The organism is Sphingobacterium sp. WM (genome assembly GCF_029542465.1).
Classification (GTDB): domain Bacteria; phylum Bacteroidota; class Bacteroidia; order Sphingobacteriales; family Sphingobacteriaceae; genus Sphingobacterium; species Sphingobacterium cellulitidis.
Map to the genome: position 1 here is coordinate 4,122,032 of NZ_CP120709.1, position 13,245 is coordinate 4,135,276.

7 protein-coding genes are annotated in these 13,245 nt (G+C 34.1%); 2 read left to right on the top strand and 5 right to left on the bottom strand.

The genetic code is table 11. From position 1 onward, the window contains the following. The first annotated feature begins 595 nt into the window (after window positions 1-595). Complete coding sequence (locus PZ892_RS17475; RefSeq protein ID WP_094258696.1) at window positions 596-793, top strand: CsbD family protein; 198 nt, start codon at window positions 596-598, stop codon at window positions 791-793. A gap of 413 nt (window positions 794-1,206) precedes the next feature. Here PZ892_RS17475 and PZ892_RS17480 read toward each other — a convergent pair whose 3' ends face one another. From PZ892_RS17480 to PZ892_RS17500, 4 genes are all read right to left on the bottom strand, one after another. Beyond that, a complete protein-coding gene (locus PZ892_RS17480; protein ID WP_256962580.1) occupies window positions 1,207-1,530 on the bottom strand; it encodes a BCCT family transporter in 324 nt (107 codons plus the stop codon). 384 nt (window positions 1,531-1,914) lie between these two features. Then, complete coding sequence (ggpS, locus tag PZ892_RS17485) at window positions 1,915-4,185, bottom strand: glucosylglycerol-phosphate synthase (RefSeq protein WP_277711739.1); 2,271 nt, start codon at window positions 4,183-4,185, stop codon at window positions 1,915-1,917. Beyond that, window positions 4,182-5,171, bottom strand: coding sequence for an NAD(P)H-dependent glycerol-3-phosphate dehydrogenase (locus PZ892_RS17490; RefSeq protein WP_277711740.1), 990 nt, complete (start codon window positions 5,169-5,171; stop codon window positions 4,182-4,184). Before PZ892_RS17490 ends, ggpS begins: the two co-directional genes overlap by 4 nt. Window positions 5,172-7,200: 2,029 nt before the next feature. Beyond that, window positions 7,201-7,650 carry a ferritin-like domain-containing protein gene (locus tag PZ892_RS17500; RefSeq protein ID WP_306427059.1) on the bottom strand — a complete coding sequence of 150 codons (450 nt, stop codon included), beginning with the start codon at window positions 7,648-7,650 and terminating at the stop codon, window positions 7,201-7,203. Between the two features lie 536 nt (window positions 7,651-8,186). Here PZ892_RS17500 and PZ892_RS17505 point away from each other — a divergent pair. Continuing rightward, window positions 8,187-8,813, top strand: coding sequence for a hypothetical protein (locus PZ892_RS17505; RefSeq protein WP_182497684.1), 627 nt, complete (start codon window positions 8,187-8,189; stop codon window positions 8,811-8,813). A 3,235-nt stretch (window positions 8,814-12,048) separates the two neighbouring features. Here the strand turns inward: PZ892_RS17505 and PZ892_RS17510 are convergent. Then, window positions 12,049-12,225, bottom strand: a complete 177-nt coding sequence (locus PZ892_RS17510) for a hypothetical protein (protein ID WP_157739574.1) — start codon at window positions 12,223-12,225, stop codon at window positions 12,049-12,051. Between the last annotated feature and the right edge of the window lie 1,020 nt (window positions 12,226-13,245).

A 13,245-nucleotide genomic window follows, 5' to 3' on the forward strand; every position in this document is an offset into this window, starting at 1 on the left:
ATTTTGATTTTAAATTGGCTGATAAATGTATTGCTTATCCTTTTCACCTTACTTAATCTCATCCCAATCAAACCTCTTCTACTCCTTTTACAGATCCATCCAAATACGGCTTTTGCACCTTACCATTGGGCATTCGTATCAGGTGTCGTTTTTTATCACTAAATCCTATTCTTGATTCTGCAGTCTTATAATTCAAACAAAGTAGTGAAATGCTTGTTTGATTATGTTATTATGCTATCTCCGCTCAATAGCTTTACATAAATTCGGATTAATTACCGCCTGCATTTTAGATTTGAACACAAGAAAACTTAACCCTTGAAACCAGAAGCATAAATAACTTGAACTAAAAAGATTATCGGAAACAATCGGGAAATTCATGTAATGTGAAGGTACTTACAAACTAGCTGTAATTGCACTAGGATACCTGAAATATGATATACAGAATGGTGACAAAGGATTCCCAACCTTTAAAATGTAGTGAAGTAAATTGAAAAAATTAATCATATTCGTAATAAAAAGTGGTTTAAAAAGTATTTTTTTTCGAAAACCTTATTTAATTGGCTGTGTTACTTAGTATATACTTAATTAAAAATATATGGATTCTTTAGATTTAAAAGGAAAATGGAACATCATAAAAGGTAAGGTTAAACAAAAGTATGCAGATTTAACAGATGACGATCTTCTTTATGTTGAAGGAAAAGAAGATGAACTCTATGGAAGGCTGCAGGAAAAAACAGGCAAGACCCGTGAAGAGGTAAAATCCTGGATAAATGATTTGGATAAGGAAGCATAGATAACAGTTAGAATCTGGGAGCCTAACCTAATCAGTTAGGCTTTCTTCATAAACCCTACTTGATTTGGTTCAAGATTTAATAATATACCTAGATTTATTTGATCGATATCCTGCCACTAATAACAAATGCTCTTCGAATACATTTTTTCTAAAGATTTGGATTTCTTAAAAAAAACCAACAGTTAAGTAGATTAGATACTCAAACCAATCGGGAAACTACATCATGGAAAATTATTTGGAAGCATTCCTAATGTATATTTACGATTGAAATTTTATTGTGGTTTCCCACTTGCCCTGAATCCCATCCTTCAATAGTGGATACAGACAACTTCTTAGGGATAGGGGAAGCTTTTATCTATAGGCAAAGTAGGACAGCGCTAGACCGACAAGCCCATAAATAGCCCGTGGATACCTCAATGGAAAAATGTATACAGTTGGGCATTTTTTGCCGCATTGACATAACTGTTCTTGGCAAAGATCTCATTGGTATAATGTTGCATAGATTCTGAAACACTAAAATACATCAACCCTATTCCCATGCCTGCTGCAAAGAGCATAGAGATCCATGAAAAAAATGAATAATCCGGAGAGCTGTCGTTTCTACCCAGTTTGATGTCGCCAAATTTACTGACCATCAAAAATATAAGGAAAAGAACAAAAATGGTAACAGACCAGACGTAAATCCAATTCAGGTTAACAAAAATAAAGGTCTTAACATCATTTAGGATCTCGTTCACTGTTCCTGGGAAGAGAGCCGATACCAAACATACACTACCAACTGATTCCGCCCCGTCAAGAAAATAGCAATAAATATATAACTATCTTAACCATGCAGCACACTCCATTGGGCGAGGAGATATAGTTAGCAATAGAAAAAGCGTACTAAAAAAAATCAACAACCCCTCAATAAAATTGGTCAATGCCAGCTGTAGACTTCCCTATTGTCAGGCCTACTGAAAAACTAACGTACCATCAACTAGTTTTCGAATCATTTGGAACAGCCATTACCCTAAAAAAAACACCAATGCATTTGAAACCAATTAACCGATTAAAAATGGAGCATAAGGAATTGTCCTGTCAATAAATTTATTGATCTTGCGTTCTACATTTTCTAAATTCATTCATTTGTTTTGATCATTTACTTGGTTAGTGTAATTGCTCTTTTCAAGTTCCCTGACAAAATCCTCTCCCCAGTACTGAACATCATAATGTTTAATTTGTTGTAAAGACCTCTTGATCCGCAAAAGCGCTTCCTCCTCCGGCATAGTAAGAGCCTGGTGTAAGGACTCGATCATGCTTCGGCGATCATAGGGATTTGTTGGTACACAATATGGGAGTTCGACAGATGCACCAGCAAATTCAGAAAGTACCAAAACACCCGATTGGTTCAAAATCCCCTGCGTTGCGACAAATTCCTTGGAAACAAGGTTCAGACCATCTCGCAAAGGTGTTATCCAGGCCACATCTGCCAGAGCATATTGGATAAGGACTTCTTCGAATGGAAGGGCTTGGAAGAAATATTGAATTGGAGTCCAGTCCAGAGTAGCGTACCTACCATTGATTTCTCCCACAGCCTGATTGACCTGATCCCTGATCTTGTCATAGATGCGCATGCCTTTTGATGGCGGGGTACAAACGTTTATCAGTTCGACCCTTCCTCGAAATTCAGGATATTCCTTCAGAAATTCTCCGAAGGCCAATACCTTTTCCAAAGGTCCCTTCACATAATCCATCCGTTCAATTGATACAATTCGTTTGATATCTTTACTTGCTACCTCCGATCTGTATTTCTCAATCCTCTGCGCAATCCCATCTTTAGTTATCAAATTCTCAATCAACTCATAATTAACACCAACAGGTTGTGCACCTAATCGAATCGTCCGTCCCTCAACTGAAATTAATTTAGTCATCTCTTCAACACCCAATGCCATGCTATAAGTAAGAAATTGTTTGGAAACATTTACTGTCTTAATTCGCCTAAAAGGAGTATGGCTGCGCAGTACATCGATAAAATTCTCGACATATCGCGGAATATGAAAACTGATAAAATCACACATCAGCAAGCTTCCTATGATTTCCCGTCGCCAAGGAATTGTATTAAAAATATCCGCTGCAGGGAAAGCAGTGTGGTGAAAAAAACCTATTTTGAGATCCGGACGCATCATTTTCAAGAAGGAAGGAACCATCCAAAGATTGTATTCGTGTATCCAAACCAGCGCTTCAGGTTCGGCATCTCTCGCTATCCGCTGAGCAAATAACTTATTGATTTTCAAATAATGCTCCCAATCCAGATGATTAAATTTAGCCTTATCGACAAAGGAAAAAATTGTTGGCCAAAATGCCTCCTTGGAGAATACCCTATAAAATTTATCGATGTCTTTTTGGGAAAGTGAGATAGCTGATACATCAAGGTTAGGAAATTTATTGGCATCAACTTTTTTTCTCATATCCTTATTTCCATCCCCCAAATCTACTTCCTCTCCAATCCAAATGCCGGGTCTACCCTTTTCAAAGAGCCCTAATAAGGATGGAATTATTCCATTAGGACTTTTCGGAGATATCTGCTGAAGTTTACCTTCGACCATGATCCGGTCATAGGGAAGTCGATGGTAAACCATTACTAGCTGTCGGTCTTTGGAAGATTGTCGAGGAAGTGATTCTTCAGTAAAATTATTCACGAAGTTGGAAAAATTTGAATATTCCTCCATACATTCAAGTATACCTCCAGCTCCAGGACGATGTGCCTGGTATACATTCAAAAGACTTTCAGTAGCTTCTAAAAGTGCTATTTCTGACCTTCCAACGGCAACACCTTGAAATCCAGCATGAAACAGAGAAAGGTCGTTTAATGTATCTCCTGCGACTAAAACCTTGCTTTCAGGAAATCCCAAATGATCCACCAGTTTTTTCAGTGTACTTCCTTTATTAACACCTTTTGGAAGAATATCCAAATATTTCCCCAAGGAGGTCACCACCTCACATTTTCTAAGTTCAGCAATAGCACGAACCTCAGCAAGATCTGTCCTTAAATCGTAGAAATAGGAACAGCGCCGCTGTTGGGGTACTCGTTGATATTCCAAACCAGGGATATCTGAAAAATCCTCTTGAAGCTCATACACCGAAGGCCAATTGCTTTCAATTTCATGTTGAATGGGGTCAACTGGGATAAGCGTAGCTCCGTCGCATATAGTAGCCCCAACATCAGCAATAATAAAATGAGGTCTCGGGATTGTTGGATCGTTCAATAATGGGATAACGGACTCTAAGCCTCGCCCTGTAACGAACACCAATTTAATATTCTTATTTTCTTTAATAATCTGATAGAGTTTTAGACGATCTTCCATTGATCCTCCTAAAAATGTTCCGTCTAAGTCCGTAGCTAAAAGCATCATCTTAATTTCCCTTCCAATTCCGCAAATTTTGATCGCACGGAATGATTTCTATATAATATTTCATAAATACATTCAAGAATGGGTAAGCCCAACCCATGTTTTTTCGCATAGCAAAAAAGTCCTTTAGCTGCCCAGTAACCCTCAGCTATCATTCCTAATTCATTCAGTGCTCCTTCTGCCGAATGCCCTTGGGCAATAAATTCTCCAAACCGACGATTTCGGCTCTTGTGAGAATATCCAGTCACTAGCAAATCACCAGCGTAAGAAGAATTAAAGATCTCTCTTTGCACATTAGTTTTAAGCCTTAGAATATTTTGCATTTCGAAAAGAGCATTGCTAACGAGCACTGCTAGGAAATTATCGCCATAACCTAAACCTTTGGCCATACCACAGGCTATACCTAATACGTTTTTATAAATAGAAGCATAGCCAACCCCCATTGGATCGTTGTTGCTACGCACTTTGACATAAGGTCTTCTAAACAACACATCTATCTTATCAATAGTATCTTGGTTTGAACAGGACAAGGTCAGATAAGTTGGTTTGCTTTCTGCAATTTCTTCTGAATGACATGGTCCTGCAATGGTCACGATTTGGGACTCTGGTATTTTTAATTTTTCGCACAAAAAACTGCTCGGACCTTCATTATTATCCCCAACAGTACCTTTCATAGCGGTTAAAACAATCTTTTTATCAAAAAGTGAACAATCAAAGCTATAACAGATCTGTTCCAGGGAGGCACTTGGTACAGCAAAAATAATTATCCTTGATTGAGCTACCACATCCTGCAGGTTGCTACTTGGAAAAACAAATAATGGATTGAGCTGAATTTGCTGAAGATAACTAGGATTGTTTCCTTTTTCCTTAATATGGTTTACCTGTTCTTTCCTTCGCAAGTACCAATATGTTGGGATCTTATTTTCGGTTAATATTTTTACTAAAGCAGTAGCCCAACTTCCACCACCCACAACACTTACTTCAATCAAACTTTTGGGATTTATTTGCAGAATATTGGTTTAGATTCTGCTGTTTAATAATTTATGAGAAACAAATATAAGAAAAAATAAACTAATAAGCAAATTTACCGATAGATCCTTGGGTAATTTAAAAATTGTAATGGTTCCTAAAGCCCTTCCCCTGCCTGTTTCGTAATTGAGAATCAGTTTGATAGGTAACTATGATAATCTTTCCATGCTTCTCTTCAAAGGAATTTCTTTAATTTCAAGTCCTTCATTATTTTGGAAATTGCATTGTTTAATATAGATACTGTAAATTAAATATTTCCAACAATTCAATAGGAAACTTTCCAAATAATAAGTTTAGATAATCAACGAAAAGTAATTTACTTGGTAATAATTATTATTCTGTAAACCCAACAGAATTTAAAGCCTTTAAATATGTATCATCTGGACAGTCTGGATGAAACTTTAGTTAAAAAAAAACATAAAATTTTAAAACTTTATTATTCCGTTCTTTATTTATTGATGGAACATTTTCCACATATTGCATGGTATTTAAATCGCTTTTCCAATATACAAATGATAATGGTCATAAAACAAAATAGCATAATAGATGTTTAATATCATTCTTAGAGCCAATCGGCACATCTGTTCATGTGGGAAAGTATTTCATATATAGCAATATATCGTTTATAGGTTTTCATTGGAAAACCTTTTTATTTAGATTTGAGTAATGAGCAATAAAGACAAAACCATTTTATTACTAGTCATCTCAGTATTAGTTATTATTTTTATATTAGGCCTAAATATTAATCCCAAGCTTTTGGCCCTATTTAATTAACCCCTATAGCCTTTTTATTACAAACTAGAATATAGTGCTATATATTTATCTTAATTTTTAATATACCGGGGGGCCTGCAAGTAAAGAATACACTTATTTAAGTGTTGCCCATTGTTCTATGTTTATGCTTATCTTTCCTCCATAAAATACTGAAGACTCGCATTGAAAAAAAAGTGAGGGATAATAAACAGGATATCAAATCAGATTTAGAATAAGGGTTTGTTATTAATTAAAACAATAAATCTTTGATGAAAATCCTTCGACCTGCAAATTGACTGAAATAAATTCAAACACCATTTATCAACATAACACAAGGTAAACAATACAATGCTGGAAAACTATCCTATCAAATTTAAACTAGCTTAAAACCTAATTTAATAATAATTGTTCTAAGAATACACTTATTCAAAATATGTGAATTCTTTAGATTTAAAAGGGTAATGGATCATTCTTAAAGGAAAACTTAAACAGAAATAAACAGATTTAACAGAGGAGGACCTTCTTTATGTTGAAGGAAAAGAGGATGAATTATTTGGAAAACTGCAAGAAAAATGGGTAAGAGCCGTGAAGAGGTAAAATCTTGGTTAAATGATTTAGATAAAGATGTATAAATAACAGTTTAGAATTAGAGAGCCTGACTTATTTAGTTAGGCTTTCCTCTTTATTCCTCCTGGAAGCCATTTAAGATTTAATAAAAAACTTTATCCTATTTTATTGATCTCCTTCAATTAATTTCAAAAAACTACTAGGCAAATTTGTTTTTTATCATTGAAATGCCCAAAAATTTTTCTGAACTGATAAACCAAAACCTTTTCTTAATTCCCTTCAATTTCTTTTGGTATATAGGATGTTTACCTCTTGGTAATAATCTATAAGTAGTTGGCCATTGTTTTCTACAAAAAAACTATATCACTTTGGGAGAATATTGTCTCCGTAAATTCTTGGTTTTACCGAAAATGATCCATATTAATAATATCTTTTTTGAAAATAATTATTATTCCAAAAAGCCATAGTTTATGGGAAATCGAAGGCTTAAATATTTTAGATTATTAATATGTGACAAATGATCCGATAATAAATACCCTAACTGGAAATGAACAAATTTTAAGCATTTTAAGGTAAATTTATATGCAGAATTGTATTTAGTTTGTGGTAATAAAAACAAAATGCCAAACTATGTAGTTTGGCATTTTGTTTAATACTTTAAAAAAATATTTATTCAGCTTTGGAATTTAAATTAGTATCTGCAATAGACGTTAATTTTTCATCGCAGGATTTTTCTTCTTTTAAAGTTTCCAACAGCAATTTTAATGCGTCTTTATGATCAAGCACCTTCGCGAAAGCAGCCAAGGTACCATAGGTAGCGATTTCATAATGTTCAACTTTCTGTGAAGCGGCAATTATTCCGGCGTCACGGATAGCTCCAGCCTCAGTTTCTTCCATTATACTTTTTCCCTCTTTTAACAATCCTGCCATCGCATTACATTTCTCCGCTTTAGCTTTAACCCCGATTGACCTAAATATATCTTCAAGCCGACTTACATGTTGTTTAGTTTCTTCCAAATGAGACGATATTGCTGTTTTTAGTTTTTTCGAGGTTGCATTTTTCTCCATTTTTGGTAACGATTTTACCAATTCCTTTTCAGCCCAGTAAATATCCTTCAAAGAGTCCTCAAAAAGGTCCTTTAATCCTTAGCAGCATTACTTTTTGACTTAATTTTGGTTTCTGAGCTTGTTGATTTTGTAGTTGCCATCAATTTTAGATTGTTTAATATAATAACAAACTCAACCAATAATAGTTCTTAAAAATATTGCTCTGAAGATTTAAGGAGCTGGTCGTATTAGAATAGCAGCATTTGAATATGTCGTGTGCCAGAAAGACGACCAGGCCAAAATTTTGTAGAAATATCAGGATCGATTTTGGGTAGGTTTACTTCTTGGTTGATCAAAATGAATATAATCAAAGCATAAGTGGAATTTGATGGATAAATTGAAAAAACTTTAGGTTTATTGAAGAAAGTTTATAAAGTTATCCATGGCGGTGAAATTTGGCCAACCTTATTGTAACTTTTTAATTCACACATCCGTTTTAATAGCCCCTTCCTTAATAGGTAGAGGCTGTTTAATGTAATTCAAAACAACAATTTTACAGTGTAGCGATCGAACAATGGAATGCGTTTCATACATAAACCAAATCTAAAATGAAAAAGAGAGCCTTAACCACTTTTACACTATTTTTATTATTTCTATCAAGCTCACTTTTCTATAGCTGCGACAAAGAGGGATACCCACTTCCAGATGATAAGTATGTCGAAATAACCTATAATGGAGAAACCTTTATTCAGCAAGGAAGATTGTTTACTTTCAACCAGCGTCAGGGTCCTAACTTTGATTACAATTATCATAACCTTCCCCACTATGCGAAGGGAGTTGGGTATATAACATTAAATGCTTCTATGAATAAGAAGGGCTTAAAAGAATCACCCTTACATACTATCCTTATAAAGATTCCTGTCGGTGACGAGATCCTACTTAACCATGAGTATGTTATCAAATCCCTCCCAGGTAAACAGATAATTAACAAGATGGATGATTATATTTCAATTTACGAAAGGGAGGATTTTTCATTTATAAGATATAATCCATACTTAAATTACTCTCAATACATTTTTGGAGATGGTAAGGTCTATTTTACCAAAATAACGAAGAAAGAAAATGGAGCTGAGGATATTGAAGGCACTTTTGAATTCACAATTCCATCAGTTGCGGTAAACGAGGGATTTGATGTAGTAAAAGGTAAATTCAAGCTTTATCTTAATAAGATCTAATGTTGAATTTATTTGTTGAATTTTGAGCCCCTTCCTTAATTGGTTGGGGATTTCTTTATGCTATAAGTTTTATAAAACCGAACTTTAACCTTTCTATCTTATTTACACTGATTTAACCAAAACAACAGTTGGGATTATATTGAGCGTATTTATGGTTCCTGTAAACTATGGTTTTATGGTATATTTTGATTACTCAAGTTCGATGGTAGATAATATCAAATTGGAGTGATTTCGATTTGTCAGGTAAAAACATTGAGATTGTGGATTATCAAAATACAGTTCTTAAACCAGATTTGTATACTAATGGCTTTTATGTTAATGCTACCTATGTTGAATGTGAGTCTAATTAAATCATCGGTAAGTTTAATTAATTAACAAGCCGCCATTTAGCTATGAGTAAAAAAAGCCCAATGAATAAGGTGACATTGGGCTTATCGATAGCTAGTTTATTTGTAACGATGTAATAATATCATGAAGTTAACAAATTAATATTTAAAACAAAACCCAATGGGATGAACAAATCCATTGAAATCAAAAACGACACTGCCAAATGATTGTTTTTGATATTTAAATATAGTGAAAAAATAATAGAATTTGCATTACAAAAAGGATATGTCTAAATAAAAACCCGGTGGTAATGGAGAGGCCACCGGGTCAGTGATTAAATATGTTGATATTGTTTTATAAAGATAATAATATAATATTCAATGACCATCCTGTGCAATCCGGAAATAAAAATACCCAAATTCGTAAACGCTCTTGGGTAGCCTTATTTGATTATTATGTAAAAATCGAATCGCTTAAAAGTAATTAAAATGTTTCAATTATTAAAACAAAAAACCCAATGGAATAATATCCATTGGGAACATTTGATAACGCTCACTATGTACGACATAAACTTATGGTAAAGGTAATTAATTCTATTAAAAAACCCAACAGCATTGGGTGCCATCGGGTTAGAATCAAAAATTATAGAATTAATTTTTAATAAAGATACTGATAAAAAAACCAATGGCCCTACCAATTCCATTGGGTTAAACAAAAATACAAAGCATATTTGAATGAATCTGTTGAAATTAATCAATAATATTATAAAACAAAAACCCAACAGCAAAAATGCCATTGGGCCATTAATTGAGAATGGATGTGTGTAGAGATATAAATATAATAAAGAAAAATGAAAACACGAGAAAGTTGATTGCCATGAAAAGGATAGAGAGAATAAAGAATTTATATCGATTAGTATGGGCTAATCCAGATGGATCTATAGGCTAGGAACCCCTACCTAAATTTACGAGGAACCTTGAAAATACCATTGCCCAAACGGGGCCTTTCTTTATCCAGATCCACTATGAAAAGGGAGGCTTTACAATTGGTATTGAGAATACGAATGATATTGGATAAAGGATCATGCAGATTTTTGAAGTGGGTAAATATTCACCAAAGGTAGCTGTAGCTGAAGCTAACCGTTTAGTTGGTAATCTATAAGAATTAACTGAACGTGTGTATGATTTGGGAAATCCAAAAAGGCCAACGAATTTGGAAGTATAAAGGGCGAAGATGATTTCAAATACCGTGTATGTGGAGCTATACTATGTAATTGTGGATCTGATTTTAAAAAATTCGGTGGTCAAAGACTTTAAGAGAACCCAAACATTATCGAAACAACAGAGTTCCATTTCTAATTGGCTCTGAAGGACATCGATGCACATGGGACTTTGGCATTAGCTAAGGATTATTCATACAATTGTCTTCTAGCTGCAAGTAAGCCTGTCAATGGCCAAGACAAATTGTGGAATACAGCACTTTAGGCTATGGTTTCACACTTTGTTTGTTGCCTTTTGTTGCTAATAACCGTCATTTAGACGACTTTTCATCTCCTCACCTTTTGAAACACGGATTTTTTCTAATTAACCTCTTATTAAAATCCTGATTCATATTCTCCAGGTCATATGGAACTCGAATTGGTCTTATACCGTTCCAGGATTTATTCGTGTAATCCCTTCTAACGCCCATCCATGGAAATTTCTCTTCATTTCCTGCTAAATCAAAATCCACCAAATCTGCAAAGAGATCAGCCAGAATTCCTTGTTTTTTCTTGAATGAATCTGGAAGAACTCCGCAACTAAGGCCGTAACATCGTCCTATCACTCCTTAACGTACATTTTAATTCCTTGTTCACTACGTTCAACAACCACCATATTATCGGAAGGGATGTAATTAAAATTTTCAACATCGTGGATAAGACCTTGAAGAAAACCAGTCATTGTCATTCCAAATTGCTTAATACAATCCTTACCCTTTCCAAAACCAAACTTTGGGAAGTACAGTTTAACATTTTCTGAATATAGTCCATAATATTCGTTATCAAATTCGCCTAATCGACTTTTTTAAAATAGCTCCATGCATTTCTTTCTGTTTTTCTTGTAATGTATTTTCCTTAATAACTTTTTTTATTGTTTGAAAATTCCTGTGCATATGCAGCATTTGCCAACAAAATAACCGTATAGGTTAAGGCTGTTTTTAGCTGTTTTCCTATATTTTATTTTAGCCAATCGCTCCAGAATTATGCAAAATAAATTTTAGCACCTAATTTGCTCTGTCATAAAGTCAACCATTTCTATAATTTCTATTTTATTATTACTTAAAATGTAATTCGCCAAAGAATGGTCTGTTCATTATCCATTATCTAATCTTTTAAGAAATCAAAAACCCGGTGGAAAAAAGTATGAAAGATTTAAAGTCTTCAATACCATAAATTCCATGAATAATAAAAAAGAGAGGTTAAAACAACTTAGGCTTTTAAAGGAATCCACAAAAGAACTTCTAGAGCTTGGATTCAGTCCTTAAGAACAATTCAAATACTCTGATCATTCAAATCATGAAAAATATAATGTATGTCATTGTTTTGATGAATATCTTGTATTCACAAAAAGTACTCTTAAGAAAAATACCTACAATCCATAGGAGGACAGGTTAAACATTTTTAAGGTATTTTTGGCTGATAAAAGATTTAGATTATATCAAGATCGACCAGCTAACAAAAGATCATATTTTTGCATTCGTCAACGTATATAAGTATCGCCCGACCAAGTACATATTGCTTGGTCGGGGGGATACGGACGTTTGCTTGCTCCTGTTAATCCATGCTGGTGTTAATCCATGCTAGTGCTGACATGTAACAAAATTACCAATATTTTTAGCAACCGAATTAGATGAATCTGTAAAATAAATCCTATTTCTTATCTACCACTTCCTGGATATCCCCTAAAACGAGGTTTAGGATTATTGGATTATCCTTTAGTACCTTTTCAGCGTATTCGATAGCTTCTTCTTTAGACCTTGTCCTTGCTATCCAAACAGCATACCTACTTACAAAAGCCCTTACATCTAATTTTGAATATTCATTCATTTCCTTTATTATATAGAACAATATAAGATAAAATTGTTTCGATTTATTTTAAATTAATTTATTTCGACACAAATACCTTAATTAATTGTTTATCATACATGAAAAAGATTCCAATAGATACCATACTCTCAACTGCGAAAAGTTTATTGCGCGGGGGGAATAGAGTCTAACAGGAAAAATATTACTTTCCCTGTTACATTCAGTGGTGAGTTATTTTATTCTAAAGAAGCTGAAATAGAAAATATTGATGGCGAAATGTGGACCATGTACACCGTGGGATGGCAAACAGTGGCTAATCAAAATTGGAGAGGATATTTATAATTTAGGAATATATCCGAATGTTTATACAGGCGATTGATTTAATGACTACATTACCAAAGTCAGCATCGTCTCATTCACGATTCTGACGGCTTACTTTCTCAGTCAGTCGTCACTCAAATCTGTTCATGCATTTGAGTGTAATCCCTAAGACAGAAAAGGGATTGTTTTGTTAAGTGAACCCTGCAGATCAACGCAGGGTTTTTTAATATTGATTTAGAGTTTATATCTATTGTTTATCCCTGGTCTAATTTGTTTTCGACATAGCAAATGGATTGGGGATTTTTTATTTTTGCCAGATGACATTAGATGAATTAAGGAGAGAATTGCTGAACAGGCAATATGAGGATAATATACGGATCGCTACGCACATGGTGGTATGTAATGCAGAGAGGTTTTTAGCTACACAATTCAGAGACTGTGACAACTGGAAAAAGGAAATTGAAAAATGCCCAAGCTATGATCGGTTGATGCTGTTCTATGGAACTGTTAAAAATTCTTAAAACCCTTGACTTGAAATCCTTACCTTTTTAAATTTGGAAATACATAGCCCTATCAATAAACATATATCCTACTCCCTGTTTCCATGTATCAGGGAAAATTTAAAAAGGGCTGCTAATTAGTTTTTCCATAAAATTTCTTATCAAGATCCCCGGTCTTATGTTTAGATTGGGGATTTTTTATGAAAAAGCCACCTTTTAC

Coding starts and splice junctions, on each gene's coding strand:
- PZ892_RS17475 (WP_094258696.1), top strand. CDS start 596: ATGGATTCTTTAGATTTAAAAGGAAAATGGAACATCATAAAAGGTAAG.
- ggpS (WP_277711739.1), bottom strand. CDS start 4,185: ATGATGCTTTTAGCTACGGACTTAGACGGAACATTTTTAGGAGGATCA.
- PZ892_RS17505 (WP_182497684.1), top strand. CDS start 8,187: ATGAAAAAGAGAGCCTTAACCACTTTTACACTATTTTTATTATTTCTA.
- PZ892_RS17510 (WP_157739574.1), bottom strand. CDS start 12,225: ATGAATGAATATTCAAAATTAGATGTAAGGGCTTTTGTAAGTAGGTAT.